Source organism: Citrobacter sp. C6_1, assembly GCF_014596835.2.
GTDB lineage: Bacteria > Pseudomonadota > Gammaproteobacteria > Enterobacterales > Enterobacteriaceae > Citrobacter > Citrobacter pasteurii.
In genome coordinates this window covers 1649691-1666853 of the sequence record NZ_CP115031.1, presented here as the reverse complement: position 1 = coordinate 1666853, position 17163 = coordinate 1649691, and the positions used below count along the sequence as shown (strand labels likewise).

Here is a 17163-nt window from a genome sequence, read left to right as displayed (position 1 = left end):
AACAGCCGGTGAACACACCGGCATAGAAATTTATTCTGCAGAAACGGAAATAGTTAAAACTGATGATATTTCCCCTGCAACAACGGGTGTTGCTGTATTTAATCTAGCGTACTGCGCTGAAAATCCCAGAGTATATTCCACCCCTGAAGAATCATCTTTAGTTGCGGTAATAATATCTTTGACATTAGTTTCCTGATCATTAGTAATCGACTTATTACCTAATTTCAATTTAACACCAACGCCCTTAGACGCATCAACTTCACCGTTTACTTCTTTTTTATTTTTAAGTACACCCTCTGTAGTAAATTCTCCATTAGAAATTCTTATTGTATTTAATTTTGTACCTGCGGGACATATTATTTTCATTGGTGTTGAATCAGATACTTCAGTACCAACAACTGCACCTGCAGACAATCCAGAAAAACGTGAAGCATCAATTTCCGGCAATGTGATAACACTTGAATTCATGTTGTCTGCAAAATGGCAAGAACTATTAATAATAGTACCTTCGATTGTTAACGTCCCTTCTTCCCCAGCAGCAAAAGCCCCGGCACTCATAAACACAGCAGACAGTACAGCAGCAGAAATAATTGAGCGTTTCATAATATCTTCCTTAATAAAGTAATTTCTATTTATTACCAGGGGTCGGCCCTTGAAATTAAATTCGCACAGCATAAACGTTACCGCAATGTAAACATGTTGTTTTTTTGATTTAAAACAAGTTACAAATAGCAATATAATTGCAACAAATGAATATCATAGATATTATTATCGACTTTAATAAATTAACGTAATTAATCGTTAGATATCATTATTCAGGCCAAAAAAAAGCCCCCATCTCTCATTAAAATGATGGGGGCCTACTATGCAGTACGCTTTTTTAATCGTAGCGATTTAATACTATCTGTCGCGAAGAATCCCCAGGAACAGCGACGATACGGGTCACAACGCCTTGTGCTGGAGCAGTCATCACATTGTTGATATCTGCACTATGCACAGTCTGACCACACCGCTGTTGCACAGTACTAGCCACGACATCAGTGCTACAGGTGGGTTCAACTATCTTGCCGGTAATGGTCAAGGTCGCGGTATCAGAAGCAAAAGCAGACGTGCTAATTCCATAAGCCAGTGTGATAATTCCCAAGAATAAACTAATTTTCATGTGTTCATTATTCCTGTAATGGGTCAGAAACAGCATGCAGGCTGCTTGTCCGTTGAATTATGAGATAACTTCCCTGCTAAAACCAATTGAAATTGTAGATTAATGAGATTGGTATGATCAATTTGAATGATGCATTAAGGGGAATCATTAGGAAAAGGACGCGGATTATAATGGCATGATGAATAATATTGGGCTGTTTGCTCACTCAATATATTCACCGCATCAATATATAATTGATACGGTGAATAAGTACAACACCTTTCGCATCAGAAAAAATTACACTGCACGGAAGGCAATCTCGCCTGGAATCACTTCACCCTGCCAGTAGAGCTGGGCGGCAACACGGCCGGCCAAATCGCGGTAAATCGCGGTGAATTCACTGTCAGGACGACTGATAACCGTCGGCATACCGCGGTCGAGATCTTCACGCAAGGAAATATGCAGCGGCATCTGTCCCAGCAGTTGGGTGTGATATTGCTCAGCCAGCTTTTGTGCGCCACCCGTGCCGAAAATCGGTTCATGATGACCGCAGTTGCTACAAATATGCATGCTCATATTTTCAACAATGCCCAGCACAGGTACTTCCACTTTTTCGAACATCACGATGCCTTTTTTCGCATCGATAAGCGCGATGTCCTGCGGCGTCGTGACCACTACCGCGCCCGTTACCGGAATGTTCTGCGCCAGCGTCAGCTGAATGTCACCGGTGCCCGGCGGCATATCCAGAACCAGATAATCAAGATCCGGCCATAAGGTCTCTTGCAGCATTTGTAACAACGCTTTGCTGGCCATTGGACCACGCCACACCATCGCATTGTCATCGGTTACCAGATACCCAATGGAATTGGTTGCCAGGCCATGGGACATAATCGGCGCCATATGGGTGCCGTCTGGCGAGGTTGGACGCTGATTTTCCGCACCGAGCATGGTCGGAATGGACGGGCCATAAATGTCAGCATCCAGGATGCCCACTTTCGCCCCTTCGGCTGCCAGCGCCAGCGCCAGGTTCACCGCAGTAGAGGATTTACCCACACCACCTTTGCCGGAACTCACGGCAATGATGTTTTTCACACCATTAATACCCGGCTGGTTTTTCACACGCTTCAGCGTCGCAATGTTATGCGACAGCTTCCAGTCAATAGCTTTAGCACCAGTAATACGCAGTAAATCGGCACTACATTGCTCTTTTAATGCCTCAAACGCGCTGTGCCAGACGAATGGCATGACCAGCTCAACGTGCAACGTGTCGTCCATCCAGGCGACATGATGCAACGCTTTCAGCGTCGTCAGATTATGCTTCAGGGTTGAATGCTGAAAATTCGCCAGCGTCCCGGCGACCATGGCGCGCAGGGTCTCTGGTGATTTGGCCTGGGATTGTGCGTTCATCCCGACTCCTTTTTGTTGTTCTGAAAGTACAATAGTCACCAGGTAGTTTACTCCAACCGCAACAATTATTCATTTACGGATAAATGCCCTTATCGCTTGGCGCAGTAATTACCATTTTGGTACTATCAAAGCCCTTTTCACTACAAAAGAAGTAATTGCCCACTATGACTCAAGTCGCGAAGAAAATTCTGGTAACGTGCGCGCTGCCGTACGCCAACGGCTCAATCCACCTCGGCCATATGCTGGAGCACATCCAGGCTGATGTCTGGGTCCGTTACCAGCGAATGCGCGGCCACCAGGTTAACTTCATCTGCGCGGACGACGCACACGGTACGCCAATCATGCTGAAAGCACAGCAGCTTGGGATCACGCCAGAGCAGATGATCGGTGAAATGAGTCAGGAGCATCAGACTGATTTTGCAGGTTTTGACATCAGCTATGACAACTACCACTCAACGCACAGCGAAGAGAACCGTGAGCTGTCTGAACTGATTTATACGCGCCTGAAGGAGAATGGTTTTATAAAGAACCGCACCATCTCCCAGCTCTACGATCCGGAAAAAGGCATGTTCCTGCCGGATCGTTTCGTTAAAGGCACCTGCCCGAAATGTAAGTCTCCGGACCAGTACGGCGATAACTGTGAAGTGTGCGGCGCAACCTACAGCCCGACCGAACTTATCGAGCCGAAATCCGTCGTTTCCGGTGCCACACCGGTAATGCGTGACTCCGAGCACTTTTTCTTTGACCTGCCGTCGTTCAGCGAAATGCTGCAGGCGTGGACGCGCAGCGGCGCGTTGCAGGAGCAAGTGGCGAACAAAATGCAGGAATGGTTTGAATCTGGCCTGCAGCAGTGGGATATCTCCCGCGACGCACCATACTTCGGCTTTGAAATCCCGAACGCACCGGGCAAATATTTCTACGTCTGGCTGGATGCGCCAATCGGCTACATGGGTTCCTTCAAGAACCTGTGCGACAAGCGCGGTGATACCACAAGCTTTGACGAATACTGGAAGAAAGACTCCGATGCTGAGCTGTATCACTTCATCGGTAAAGATATCGTCTACTTCCACAGCCTGTTCTGGCCTGCCATGCTCGAAGGCAGCAACTTCCGCAAACCGACTAACCTGTTCGTTCACGGGTATGTGACGGTGAACGGCGCGAAGATGTCCAAGTCTCGCGGTACCTTCATTAAAGCCAGCACCTGGCTGAAACACTTTGATGCCGACAGTTTGCGTTACTACTACACGGCGAAGCTTTCTTCGCGTATTGATGATATCGACCTGAACCTGGAAGATTTTGTCCAGCGCGTCAATGCTGATATCGTCAACAAAGTGGTCAACCTGGCGTCCCGTAACGCGGGCTTTATCAGTAAGCGTTTTGACGGCGTACTGGCGGCTGAACTGGCCGATCCGGCGCTGTACAAAACCTTTACCGACGCCGCAGCGGTGATTGGCGAAGCGTGGGAAAGCCGTGAATTCGGTAAAGCAATCCGCGAAATCATGGCGCTGGCCGATGTGGCTAACCGCTACGTTGACGAACAGGCTCCGTGGGTCGTGGCTAAACAGGAAGGCCGTGACGCCGACCTGCAGGCAATTTGCTCCATGGGTATTAACCTGTTCCGCGTCCTGATGACGTACCTGAAACCAGTACTGCCGACGCTTGCTGAACGTGTTGAGGCATTCCTGAACAGCGACCTGACCTGGGATGCCATTGAGCAACCGCTGCTCGGTCACAAGGTCAACACCTTTAAGGCGCTCTACAACCGTATCGACATGAAACAGGTTGAAGCGCTGGTGGAAGCGTCCAAAGAAGAAGTGAAAGCCGCAGCCGCACCGGTGACCGGCCCGCTGGCGGATGACCCTATCCAGGACACCATCACCTTTGACGATTTCGCCAAAATCGATCTGCGCGTGGCGCTGATTGAGAACGCCGAGTTCGTGGAAGGTTCCGACAAACTGCTGCGCCTGACGCTGGATCTCGGCGGTGAGAAGCGTAACGTCTTCTCCGGTATTCGCTCTGCTTACCCGGATCCGCAAGCCCTGATTGGCCGACAGACCATTATGGTGGCGAACCTGGCTCCGCGTAAGATGCGCTTCGGTATCTCTGAAGGGATGGTGATGGCAGCAGGCCCTGGCGGAAAAGACATCTTCCTGTTAAGCCCGGATGACGGTGCGAAACCTGGTCAGCAGGTGAAATAACAAAAAAGCCGGAGATTATCTCCGGCTTTTCTTTTGCTTTTACTCCGGCTGGCGGTTTCGCCTTACCCGGTCTTCAAATCCCGTAGACTTTGCAAGCACAGCGCCGCTGGGCAACCATCACGACTTCGCGTTATGTACTCGCGCAGTTAAACCGCGCAAGAAATAGCGCAAGAATTGATCGCCACATTCGCGATAGTTCTTATGGTCCGGTGCACGCATCATCGCGGTGATTTCCGGCATCGATACACGAAATTTCTGTTCGGTCATGATGGCCAGAATATCATCGGTTTTCAGTGAAAACGCGATACGCAGTTTTTTCAGCACCGTATTGTTGTTAACACGACGTTCAATCGCCAGTTCCGGCGCAGAATCATCTTTGCCACGCAGATGGTAGATAAGACCGTTCAGGAAACCAGAGAGGATGATATCCGGGCAGCGAACAAACCCGTCCTCATCTTCTTTTGTCATCCAGGTGTCGAAACCTGCAGAGGTGGATTCCATCTCAGCAAGCGCAAGAATGCGCACCATATCGTTATTATTCGCTTTCAGGGTGTAGCGCAGGCTACGAAGAATATCGTTACTTAGCATAGAGCCTTCAACTGTCGGTGATGCAATGGCGCGCAGTGTACCAGTTTTACAGGCCAATCGCCTCTTTTAGACTTTTGAGGTACCGACGGCTCACCGGGACAGTCAGTCCGTTACGTAAAATCAGCTCAGCCTGACCGTTATCTTCCAGACGGATCTCCTGCAAATGGGCCATGTTGACCAGGTATTGTCGGTGGCAACGCAGCAGCGGAGTACGGCTCTCCAGCGTTCTGAGCGTCAGCTCGGTGAATCCTTCTTTGCCATCGCTACTGGTCACATAAACGCCGCTCATACGACTGCTGACAAACGCCACATCATCCATTTGCAGCAGATAGATTCGGCTATGACCGCTACATGGAATGAATTTAAGCGCCTGCTGATGTTCCGGCAGTAACGACACATCCTGCTTTGTTCGCTCCTGACGTAAACGGATCAGCGTTTTCTCCAGCCGCGTTTCTTCAATCGGCTTAAGCAGATAATCAAAAGCATGTTCTTCAAAGGCTTTCACTGCATATTCGTCAAAAGCGGTGAGAAAAACGATATACGGGCGATGCTCGGGATCCAGCATACCCACCATTTCCAGCCCGCTGATACGCGGCATCTGGATATCGAGGAACAGCACATCCGGGCGCAGCTTATGCACTGCACCAATGGCCTCTACCGCATTCGAACACTCCCCGACTATCTCGATGTCGCTTTGCTCCTGTAACAGGATCCGCAGGTTCTCCCGCGCTAGCGGTTCATCATCGACAATCAGCACTTTGATCATGCCAGTTCCTCCAGGGGAAGTCGTAAAGTAATTCGGGTAAAGAGCTCAGGCTCACAGGCTACGCTGATGCCAAAATCATCGCCAAACCGTTCCCGCAGGCGTTTGTCCACCAGACTCATTCCAAGCCCGCTGGACTCAGTCGTGGGCTGATACAGTCCGGCATTATCTTCAATATCCAGCATCAGATACTGTCCTTCCTGGCGAGCAGTGATGGAGACTTCTCCGGTATCAAGTAGCTGGGAAGTGCCATGCTTAATCGCATTCTCGACTATCGGTTGCAGAGTAAACGCAGGCAATTGCTGATGCGCAAGCGCTTCCGGGACCGTTAACGTCACCTGCAGACGGGACTGGAATCGTGCCTTTTCAATTTGTAGATAGGCATTTACGTGTTCGATTTCATCAGCCAGCGTCACAATTTCCGACGGGCGTTTTAAATTCTTACGAAAGAAAGTCGAGAGATATTGCACCAGTTGGCTGGCCTGCTCGCTGTCACGACGGATCACGGCTTTAATCGTATTCAACGCGTTAAACAGAAAATGGGGATTAACCTGAGCGTGCAGAAGTTTGATTTCTGACTGCGTCAGCATCGCTTTTTGTCGCTCATATTGTCCGGCCAGGATTTGCGCGGAAAGCAACTGGGCGATCCCTTCTCCCAGCGTGCGGTTAATTGAGCTAAAGAGACGGTTTTTGGCTTCATACAGTTTAATCGTCCCCATCACCCGCTGGTTTTCACCCCGCAACGGGATCACCAGCGTCGACCCTAATTTGCATTGCGGATGCAGTGAACAGCGATAAGGCACTTCGTTACCGTCGGCATACACGACTTCTCCGGTTTCAATCGCCCGTTGGGTGTATGAAGAGGATATGGGCTTGCCTGGCAGATGGTGGTCATCACCAATGCCGGTAAACGCCAGCAACTTCTCGCGATCAGTAATCGCCACCGCACCGATATCCAGCTCTTCATACAGCACCTGAGCGACCTTCATGCTGTTAACCTCGTTAAATCCCTGTCGCAGAATCCCCTCCGTAGAGGCGGCAACTTTTAGCGCAGTGGCAGAAAACGCCGAGGTGTATTTTTCAAACATCGCGCGTTTGTCGAGCAGAATACGCATAAACAACGCAGCGCCAACGGTATTGGTCACCATCATCGGCGCGGCAATGTTACTGACCAGGTGCAAGGCATCCTCAAAGGGACGTGCAATCAGCAAAATGATCAGCATCTGCACCAGTTCGGCGACAAAGGTAATCGCGCCAGCCGTCAGCGGACTAAACACTTTATCAGTACGACCACGTCGGGTAAGTACACTGTGTACCAGTCCCCCAAGCAGGCCTTCCACGATGGTCGAAATCATACAACTGAGCGCCGTCATGCCCCCCATCGAATAGCGATGAAGACCGCCGGTCAGGCCAACCAGTCCCCCAACAACTGGACCGCCAAGCAGACCGCCCATCACCGCGCCGATGGCGCGAGTATTCGCAATGGAGTCTTCAATATGCAGCCCAAAGTAGGTGCCCATAATGCAAAAGATGGAGAAGGTGACGTAACACAGAAGTTTGTGCGGCAGTCGGATAGTGACCTGCATCAGCGGGATAAACAGACGCGTCTTGCTCATTAGCCACGCGATAACGAGAAACACGCACATCTGCTGAAGCAGCAGCAACACCAGATTAAACTCGTACATACCCGCCAACCACACATTTCTTAAAAGCGCGTAACATACATGGGCTGCGCGTAACTTTCTTTGAACTGTTGCAAAAAAACAGGAATTTGTGAGAACGATCACTCGAAAGCGCGAGTATGGCGACAATCTCACCCTTGCTCTGATCAAAAAACAGACAAAACTACCTGGTTCGCAAAAGAGCGTCTAAAGTAAAACTGGGACCTCGCGAGCAAGAGTGAGACAACGATGGCGCTTTACACGATAGGTGAAGTGGCTTTGCTTTGTGATATCAACCCTGTCACTTTACGTGCATGGCAGAGGCGTTACGGATTACTAAAACCTCAGCGTACAGACGGGGGGCATCGCCTGTTTAACGATGCGGACATTGACAGGATCCGTGAGATAAAACGCTGGATAAATAATGGCGTTCAGGTCAGTAAAGTTAAAATGTTACTCAGCAATGAGAACATTGATGTGCATAACGGCTGGCGTGAGCAGCAAGAAACGCTATTGAGCTATTTGCAACGTAACAATTTGCACAGCCTCAGGTTGTGGATCAAAGAGCGTGGTCAGGATTACCCTGCACAAACGCTCAATACACATTTGTTTATTCCCTTGCGCCGACGTCTGCAATGTCAGCAGCCCATTCTCCAGGCGCTATTGGGGATCCTTGACGGTGTACTCATCAATTATATTGCGATTTGTCTTGCTTCGGCGCGTAAAAAACAGGGTAAAGATGCCCTGGTAGTCGGCTGGAATATCCACGATACCACCCGTTTATGGCTGGAAGGCTGGGTCGCCAGCCAGCAAGGATGGCGTGTTGATATACTGGCCCACTCGCTCAATCAGCTACGGCCCGAGCTGTTTGAAGGGCGCACCCTGCTCGTCTGGTGTGGAGAGAACCAAACCCCTGCACAACACCAACAACTGGATGAATGGCGCGCGTTGGGTCATGATATTTATCCACTCGGTATTTAATATTTTATTAACAAACGTGTACAATCCTTGAATTCACATAAGGAGTACAAAATGAGCGCAGCTAAAATCGGTGTTATAACCCTCTTCCTGCTGATGGCTATCGGTGGTATCGGCGGCGTGATGCTGGCAGGTTATACCTTTATTTTACGTGCCGGGTAAGGTAGTACGCTAATCGCTCAAACCCGCGATCGACAATGACTGCGGCCAATGCGACCAGCAGCGCCCCCTGGATCACATAGGCGGTATTAAACCCGCTTAACCCGATGATAATCGGTGTTCCTAACGTATTCGCACCAACGGTAGAGGCAATCGTTGCGGTGCCAATATTAATAATCACTGACGTGCGAATCCCGGCCAGAATAACCGGTGCCGCGAGCGGAAGTTCGACTTTGCGTAGCCGCTGCCCATGACTCATGCCCATCCCGCCGGCGATATCTATTACGCTGGCAGAGATCCCTCCCAGCCCTGCCAGCGTTGCCTGTAAGATCGGTAACACCCCATACAGGATCAGCGCGATAATCGCAGGCTCCGGGCCAAAACCCATCACCGGTACGGCGATCGCCAGCACCGCAACCGGCGGAAAAGTTTGCCCCACCGCGGCAATCGTTTCGACCAAAGGTCTGAACTCTACTCCCCATGAACGGGTTACCGCTACACCTGCCCCAACCCCAATAATGACAGCAATCAGGCTTGAAATGCCCACCAGAGTGAAATGCGCCAGCGCCAGCGCCATAAAACTCTCTTGCTGATAAACAGGACGCGGCAATTGGGGAAACAACGCGCTGAACAGTGCCTGGCTGTGGGGCAATCCCACCAGCAACACCAGGAACAGCGCAATGAGCCACAGCAGAGGATCAAACAGATGTTTCACTGTGCGGTGTCTCCGAAAGCAGATCGTGAAAATGGAGCGTACCACGGGCCACGCCCTGGGCATTAACCACCGGCAACACATCACAGCCACGGGCGACAAAAACAGATAACGCATCACGTAACGTCATCTCATCCACTAACGGCTCACCGGCCAACTGTTCACCACGACGGGTAAAATCCCCCACTGTGCGCAGTGACAGCAGTCTTACACCCAGTTCACTGTGGCCAAAAAAGGTCCGCACGAAATCATTCACTGGTGCCGTCAACATCGACAGCGGCGTGCCCTGCTGCACCACCTTGCCCGCATCCATTAACACCAGGTGCTCCGCCAGTCTCAGCGCTTCATCGATATCATGCGTCACTAACACGATGGTACGACCCAACAGACGGTGGATACGGGTCATCTCCTGCTGTAGCGCACTGCGTGTTACCGGGTCCAGCGCGCCAAAAGGTTCGTCCATCAGCAGAACCTGAGGGTCAGCCGCCAGCGCGCGTGCCACACCGACCCGCTGCTGTTGGCCGCCGGAAAGCTGATGCGGATAGCGGTGACGCAAATCCGCTTCCAGCCCCAGCAACGCCATCAGTTCTTCTGTTCGGTCATCAATACGCGCACGTGACCACTTTTGCAGCTGTGGTACGGTGGCAATGTTCTGCGCGACAGTCCAATGTGGAAATAAGCCAATCGACTGGATGGCATAGCCCATACGTCGTCTTAATTCCAGCACCGGCAGGCTACGGATCTCTTCCCCGGCAAAACGGATCTGCCCACTATCATGCTCGACCAGCCGGTTGATCATTTTCAACGTGGTGGACTTCCCCGAACCGGAGGTCCCGATTAATACCGAAAAACTACCTTCGCCTAAATGCAGATTGAGATCGCTCACGGCCTGTTGCTGGTTATAGGTTTTATTGACATGGCTAAATTCAATCATCGTTTGTCACCTTCAGCAGTGCTAAGCCTAAATCAAACAGCGCATCAATCAGCACTGCCAGTACCACCACCGGAATCACGCCCAGTAGCACTAAATCAACGGCGCTACTGAGCAGTCCCTGAAAAACCAGCGCGCCAAATCCGCCAGCCCCAATCAATGCGGCAATGACCGCCATCCCCACCGTCTGTACCATCACCACCCGCAAACTGCGCAGGAAAACGGGTAGCGCTAACGGAAGTTGCACCGAAAGAAAACGCTGACATGGGCTCATCCCCATAGCCCGCGCACTTTCCAGCACATCGCGCGGAACCTGATTCAGCCCGGCCACCACGCCACGAACCAATGGCAATAAGGCATACAGCACCAGCGCAATCAGCGCAGGCGTCAGGCCCGTTCCCGCTACGCCGAGCGAGCTAAGCCACGGGAAATGCTTAACCAGTCCAGCAAGCGGCGCAATCAACAAACCAAACAACGCGACGGAGGGGATCGTCTGGATGATATTCAGCACAGCAAATATTGGCCCCTGACGCGAAGCAGAAAAAGTGCACCAGATGCCCAGCGGCACGCCAATACACAGCGCAGGCACCACAGTACCGAACAGAATAGTCAGGTGCTGCGCCAGAGCATCATCAAACACATCCTGGCGGTTAGCATATTCTTTGAGCAAAGAAAGATCGTTAAGGGTACCGGACAGCAGCAGCGCCACTGGCACAGTGACAATTTGCGCATGCAGTACCCAGCGCCACAGTGGCTGAGTGGTAATACGTCGAATGGCGTCACTGCCAGCCAGCAACAACACCCCTGACCCAAGCCAGAAACCGCTCCCCAGGCTGGTTCTGGCGACAGAAGTTCCTGTCTGAGCCAGATGCGTTGCCGCTTTCCCGGCCATAAACAACGCCGCTATCACCAGTAACTGGACAACAACCAGCGTCAAAACACTGCCGGATTTACCGGGTATGATGCATAAAACCACGAGCAGTAAAAGTGTCGCCGCCAGTCCCCACGCCATGTTGGGCCAGACCTCCCAGAGTTGACGACCTTCACCGGAAACCAGACGATTAGGGGCATAACTGATGAAAGGAAGCGCTGCCGCCGCGAAGGTGAGAAACACCAGCAGCAACAGCACCCGATTGATTGAGATTTTCGACAAAACACCCATCCGCTGCAAAGGCCGTTACTTCACCCATCCTTTTTGCTTCAGGTAATCTGCAGCAACTTTTTTCGCATCCAGTCCCTCCACGGCAATGCTGGCATTCAGCTGTTGCAGCGTTTTTTCATCCAGACTGGCAAAGACCGGCTGTAGCCATTCCCCCATTTGCGGGTAGTCCTTCAGCACCGATTCACGCACGACGGGCGCAGGCGCATAAATGGGCTGGACGCCTTTTGGATCGCTCAATGTTTGCAAACCGAGCGCCGCAACCGGGCCGTCGGTGCCGTAGGCCATCGCCGCATTGACCCCTGAAGTCTGCTGCGCCGCAGCTTTAATTGTCACCGCAGTATCGCCCCCTGCCAGTGACAACAATTGGTTCTGATTGAGCTTGAAGTCATACGCTTTTTCAAATGCGGGCAGCGCATCTGCACGTTCAATAAACTCAGCAGAGGCCGCCAGTTTGAACGTCCCCCCCTCTTTCAGGTAGCGGCCTAAATCCGCAAGAGAGACAAGTTTGTTTTTTTCAGCGATATCCTGACGTACTGCAATAGTCCAGGTATTGTTGGCGGGAGCAGGCGTTAGCCAAACCAGTTTATTTTGCTCAGCGTCCAGTTTTTTCACTTTCTCGAAACCTGCCTGCGCATTTTTCCAGGCGGGGTCGTTTTCATCTTTAAAAAAGAATGCGCCATTGCCGGTATATTCCGGATAAATATCCAGCTCACCGGAAGTGATGGCCCCACGCACCACGGGCGTAGTGCCCAGTTGTACTTTATTGACAGTTTTCACGCCGTGGCTTTCAAGCACCTGCAAAATAATATTGCCGAGCAGCGCCCCTTCGGTATCTATTTTTGAACCGACCGTGACGGGTGACGCGGCCTGTAAGGGCAAGCTTATCGTCGCTAACAGCGCCAGCGAACCCACCCATACCTTTGAGATTATCATGCTGCTCTCCTCATCCTTTTGCTGCCCTTTTCAGAGACTTGAGGAAAAAGCATAGTTGAAAAATCCAGTCTTAACCTGGCTATTGGGGGGTAACACTGAGAGTTATTAGCGGTAAGGCGAGAACAAAATAAAAAAAATCCGGCAAACCCAACGTGAATTTACCGGATGATAGGATTTCGCAGGCCTGATAAGCGTAGCGCTATCAGGCACTGTGCGTGGTTTATTCAGCCATTACAGCAGTTCAAACTCGCCCTGCTTCACTCTGGCGGAGTCTACGCCGATAAAGACGTTAAATTTGCCCGGCTCCGCATCGTATTTCATATGCTGGTTCCAGAACTTCAGCGCGTCAATATCAATGGGGAAGCTAACGGTCTGGGTTTCACCTGGCTTGAGGTTCACTTTCTCAAAACCTTTCAGCTGTTTTACCGGACGACTCATTGAGGCCGTCACATCCTGTAAATACATCTGAATGACTGTCGCGCCTTCACGCTTACCGGTGTTGGTTACCTGCACGCTGGCAGTCACTGTTCCGTCACGTTTCATTGTCGGTGCAGAGAGCTTCACATCAGACACGGTAAACGTGGTGTAGCTCAGACCATAGCCAAAGGGATACAACGGGCCATTCGCTTCATCAAAGTAGCGCGACGTATATTTGTTCGGCTTATCGGCGTTATACGGGCGACCAGTATTAAGATGGCTGTAATAGACCGGGATCTGCCCCACCGATCGTGGGAAAGACATCGGCAGCTTACCTGACGGGTTATAATCGCCAAACAGCACATCGGCAATGGCGTTACCGCCTTCGGTGCCGGCAAACCAGGTCTCGAGGATCGCATCAGCCTGCTGATCTTCTTTCACCAATGCCAGTGGACGACCGTTCATCAGCACCAGCACCAGCGGTTTACCGGTCGCTTTCAGCGCAGCAATCAGATCACGCTGGCTTTGCGGGATAGTGATATCGGTTCGACTAGAGGCTTCATGCGCCATCCCCTGCGCTTCACCCACTACCGCAACAACCACGTCAGACTGCTTCGCCGCATTAACGGCTTCATCAATCATTGCCTGCGGCGAGCGCGGGTCAACCTTCACCGCCTCTTCATACAGGTTGAGGAAATCGACAATGCCTTTGTCGTTGGTGATATTCGCCCCTTTGGCGTACACCACTTTACCCTGCTCGCCGAGGGCATTTTTAATCCCCGTCAGCACCGTTACCGACTGATCGGCAACACCGGCAGCGGACCAACTGCCCATCACATCACGCTTGCTGTCGGCCAATGGACCGACGACTGCCACGGTGGCGGATTTTTTCAGCGGCAATGTTTCCAGACGGTTTTTCAGCAGCACCAGGCTTTCTCGCGCCACTTCACGCGCCTCTTTGCGGTGCAAACGGCTTTCCGCGTTGGTGTCCTGTGGGTCAGATTCTTTGGCCCCCAGATGACTGTACGGGTCGTTAAACAGCCCCATATCATATTTCACGTTCAGCACGTGGCGCGCGGCATCGTCGAGTTCCGCCATCGTAACCTTACCCGACTTAATCAGTCCCGGTAGATACTTGCTGTAGTATTCATCGCTCATGCTCATGTTAATACCGGACGTGATCGCCACGCGCACAGCATCTTCGGGGTCGGACGCGGTTCCATGTTTAATCAATTCTTTAATTGCGCCGTGATCGGAAACCGTTATGCCTTTAAAGCCCCACTTATCGCGCAACACGTCTTTGAGCAGCCAGGCGTCAGAGGTGGCAGGCGTCCCATTCAGTGAGTTAAGCCCCACCATCACCGCACCGCTACCGGCATCCAGTCCGGCCTTGTAGGGCGGCATATAGTCGTTGAATAAACGCTGCGGACTCATATCCACAGTGTTGTACTCTTTTCCGCCCTCAACGGCGCCATAAGCAGCGAAGTGCTTGACGCTGGTCATCACTGAATACCTGTCGGCCGGGCTTTTCCCCTGCATCGCTTCCACCATGGTTTTGCCCATGATGGCAGTTAAATACGTATCTTCACCAAAACCTTCGGACGCACGGCCCCAACGCGGATCGCGGGAGACATCGACCATCGGCGCCCAGGTCATGTTCAGACCATCGTCTGCAGCTTCATACGCAGAAATCCGACCAACGGTTCTGACCGCATCAAGGTTAAAAGAGGATGCCAGGCCAAGGCTTATCGGAAACACGGTGCGTTGACCATGCAGCACGTCATAGGCGAAAAAGAGAGGGATTTTCAGGCGGCTAAGTTCCATGACCTGATCCTGCATCTTACGGATATCCTGGCGCGTGACGGTGTTAAAAATTGCCCCAACCTGCCCGTCTTTGATCATCTCGCGGATGGCTTCTTTCGGGTTATCAGGCCCGACGCTTATCAAGCGTAGTTGCCCAATTTTCTCATCCACAGTCATCTGTTTGAGTAAATCGGTCACAAACACATCCCGCGCTTCAGGCGTCAGTGGATGGTTACCAAACAAGGTGTCCGCCAGCGCTGGTTGCAACGCCAGGCCCACCGCGACACCTACAGAACATAGCCATTTCATGTTGATTCTCTCTTAATTTCTACCCGACGAGGCAGCGAAAATATAACAAAAACCGCAGCTTGCCGTAAGCCTAAACGGGAGTGGGGAAGAAAGCTAAGGATATTCTCTGAATTTTCAAAACCAGCATGAATCAGTGGGATACAACACAGAGACAATGCGAATGAGAAAGCGTATTGTCATACATAGCGCTATGCTTGTTCCTGATATTGAGTCCCACCACAAGGAGTGGAGAATGTCTTCCATTACAACAACTGATAATAAAGCGTTTCTGACTGAATTGACCCGACTGGTCGGCCATTCACACCTGCTCACCGAAGCGGCCAAAACTGCCCGTTATCGTAAAGGCTTTCGCTCGGGTCAGGGCGATGCGCTCGCCGTCGTTTTCCCTGGCTCGCTATTAGAACTGTGGCGTGTCCTCAACGCCTGCGTCTCGGCTGACAAAATAATTCTGATGCAAGCCGCCAATACCGGTCTGACCGAAGGCTCCACGCCTAGCGGCAATGATTACGATCGCGACATCGTCATCATCAGCACCCTGCGCCTCGATAAGCTGCACGTCATCGGCAACGGTGAACAGGTGCTGGCTTATCCCGGTACGACACTTTATTCGCTGGAAAAGGCGCTCAAACCTTTTGGCCGTGAACCGCATTCGGTGATCGGCTCTTCCTGTATCGGTGCTTCCGTGATCGGCGGTATCTGCAACAACTCTGGCGGCTCGCTGGTACAACGCGGTCCGGCATACACAGAAATGTCGCTGTTTGCGCGTATTGACGAACAAGGTAAATTGCAGTTGGTCAACCATCTGGGTATCGAGCTGGGTCAGACACCAGAGCAGATCCTGAGCAAACTTGATGACGAGCAGATCAAAGATGATGATGTCCAGCACGATGGGCGTCATGCACACGATCATGATTACATCACCCGCGTCAGAGATATTGAGGCCGATACGCCGGCACGCTATAACGCAGACCCTGAGCGTCTGTTTGAATCTTCTGGTTGCGCCGGAAAGCTTGCAGTGTTCGCCGTGCGCCTGGATACCTTTGAAGCAGAGAAAAACCAGCAGGTCTTTTATATCGGTACCAACCAGCCAGAAGTGCTGACGGAAATCCGTCGTCATATTCTGGCCAAATTTGAACATCTGCCGGTCGCGGGTGAATATATGCACCGCGATATCTATGACATCGCCGAAACCTATGGCAAAGATACGTTTCTGATGATCGACAAACTCGGCACTGACAAAATGCCGTTTTTCTTTACGCTGAAAGGCCGCACCGATGCGATGCTGGAAAAAGTGAAAATTTTCCGCCCACACTTTACCGACCGGGCAATGCAGAAGTTCGGCCATTTATTCCCCAGCCATTTACCGGCACGGATGAAAAGCTGGCGTGATAAATACGAACATCATCTGCTGTTAAAAATGGCCGGTGGCGGCGTAGCAGAAGCACAGAGCTGGCTGACTGAGTTTTTCAAAACCGCCGAAGGTGATTTCTTTGCCTGTACGCCGGAAGAAGGTAGCAAGGCATTTTTGCACCGCTTCGCAGCGGCGGGCGCGGCCATTCGATATCAGGCCGTCCATGCGGATGAAGTGGAAGATATTCTGGCGCTGGATATTGCGCTGCGTCGTAACGATACCGAATGGTATGAGCACCTGCCGCCGGAAATAGACAGCAAGCTGGTGCACAAACTCTATTACGGCCACTTTATGTGCTATGTCTTCCATCAGGATTACATCGTGAAGAAAGGTGTGGATGCTCACGAACTGAAAGAGCAAATGCTGGTGTTACTGCGTGAGCGCGGGGCACAATACCCTGCAGAACATAACGTGGGGCATCTGTATAAAGCACCAGAAACATTGACGCGTTTTTATCGCGAGAACGACCCGACCAACAGTATGAATCCAGGTATTGGCAAAACCAGTAAGCAGAAGTACTGGAAAGAATCGTAGGCCCGATAAGCGTAAGCGCCATCGGGCACGTTGCCGGGGGCGCTTCGCTTGCCCGG

Annotated in this window: 15 protein-coding genes; 4 read left to right on the top strand and 11 right to left on the bottom strand. The window is 51.5% G+C overall.

The features are described 5' to 3' along the window. Positions 1-30 precede the first annotated feature (30 nt). The 3 genes from IB196_RS07990 to apbC all read right to left on the bottom strand — a co-directional run bounded on the left by IB196_RS07990 (position 31) and on the right by apbC (position 2548). Positions 31-603, bottom strand: a complete 573-nt coding sequence (locus IB196_RS07990; protein WP_188232066.1) for a fimbrial protein — start codon at positions 601-603, stop codon at positions 31-33. Between the two features lie 277 nt (positions 604-880). Continuing rightward, positions 881-1162, bottom strand: a complete 282-nt coding sequence (locus IB196_RS07985; RefSeq protein WP_188232065.1) for a DUF2574 family protein — start codon at positions 1160-1162, stop codon at positions 881-883. Positions 1163-1438: 276 nt separating this feature from the next. Continuing rightward, a complete protein-coding gene (gene apbC / locus IB196_RS07980) occupies positions 1439-2548 on the bottom strand; it encodes an iron-sulfur cluster carrier protein ApbC (protein ID WP_040230634.1) in 1110 nt (369 codons plus the stop codon). A 164-nt stretch (positions 2549-2712) separates the two neighbouring features. Between apbC and metG the strand changes: the two genes are divergently transcribed. Continuing rightward, a complete protein-coding gene (gene metG / locus IB196_RS07975) occupies positions 2713-4746 on the top strand; it encodes a methionine--tRNA ligase (protein WP_188232064.1) in 2034 nt (677 codons plus the stop codon). 117 nt (positions 4747-4863) lie between these two features. Here the strand turns inward: metG and IB196_RS07970 are convergent, their stop codons facing one another. The 3 genes from IB196_RS07970 to IB196_RS07960 are packed head-to-tail and all read right to left on the bottom strand — an operon-like array spanning position 4864 to position 7782. After that, entirely contained in the window at positions 4864-5334 is a 471-nt protein-coding gene (locus IB196_RS07970; RefSeq protein WP_005129173.1) for a DUF1456 family protein, read from the bottom strand. A 46-nt stretch (positions 5335-5380) separates the two neighbouring features. Beyond that, a complete protein-coding gene (gene btsR, locus IB196_RS07965) occupies positions 5381-6100 on the bottom strand; it encodes a two-component system response regulator BtsR (protein ID WP_005129174.1) in 720 nt (239 codons plus the stop codon). Next, on the bottom strand, positions 6097-7782 hold the full coding sequence (locus tag IB196_RS07960) for a sensor histidine kinase (RefSeq protein WP_005129175.1): 1686 nt from the start codon (positions 7780-7782) through the stop codon (positions 6097-6099). Before IB196_RS07960 ends, btsR begins: the two co-directional genes overlap by 4 nt. 225 nt (positions 7783-8007) lie before the next feature. Between IB196_RS07960 and mlrA the strand changes: the two genes are divergently transcribed. Beyond that, positions 8008-8739, top strand: a complete 732-nt coding sequence (gene mlrA / locus IB196_RS07955) for an HTH-type transcriptional regulator MlrA (protein WP_005129176.1) — start codon at positions 8008-8010, stop codon at positions 8737-8739. 51 nt (positions 8740-8790) lie between these two features. Continuing rightward, positions 8791-8898, top strand: coding sequence for a protein YohO (locus tag IB196_RS07950; RefSeq protein WP_003027354.1), 108 nt, complete (start codon positions 8791-8793; stop codon positions 8896-8898). On the opposite strand, the gene IB196_RS07945 is transcribed toward IB196_RS07950, so the two are convergent. The 5 genes from IB196_RS07945 to bglX form a co-directional block, all read right to left on the bottom strand. Then, positions 8879-9610, bottom strand: a complete 732-nt coding sequence (locus IB196_RS07945; protein ID WP_005129178.1) for an ABC transporter permease — start codon at positions 9608-9610, stop codon at positions 8879-8881. The two genes, IB196_RS07950 and IB196_RS07945, sit on opposite strands and share 20 nt — an antisense overlap. Beyond that, entirely contained in the window at positions 9594-10541 is a 948-nt protein-coding gene (locus tag IB196_RS07940) for an ABC transporter ATP-binding protein (protein ID WP_005129180.1), read from the bottom strand. Before IB196_RS07940 ends, IB196_RS07945 begins: the two co-directional genes overlap by 17 nt. Further along, positions 10534-11700, bottom strand: coding sequence for an ABC transporter permease (locus IB196_RS07935; protein ID WP_040230632.1), 1167 nt, complete (start codon positions 11698-11700; stop codon positions 10534-10536). Before IB196_RS07935 ends, IB196_RS07940 begins: the two co-directional genes overlap by 8 nt. Before the next feature lie 15 nt (positions 11701-11715). Further along, positions 11716-12633, bottom strand: coding sequence for an ABC transporter substrate-binding protein (locus tag IB196_RS07930; protein WP_155021326.1), 918 nt, complete (start codon positions 12631-12633; stop codon positions 11716-11718). Between the two features lie 231 nt (positions 12634-12864). After that, positions 12865-15162, bottom strand: a complete 2298-nt coding sequence (bglX, locus tag IB196_RS07925) for a beta-glucosidase BglX (RefSeq protein WP_005129186.1) — start codon at positions 15160-15162, stop codon at positions 12865-12867. Positions 15163-15394: 232 nt separating this feature from the next. On the opposite strand from bglX, the gene dld reads away from it, so the two are divergent. Beyond that, a complete protein-coding gene (gene dld, locus IB196_RS07920; protein WP_005129187.1) occupies positions 15395-17107 on the top strand; it encodes a D-lactate dehydrogenase in 1713 nt (570 codons plus the stop codon). Positions 17108-17163: the final 56 nt, after the last annotated feature.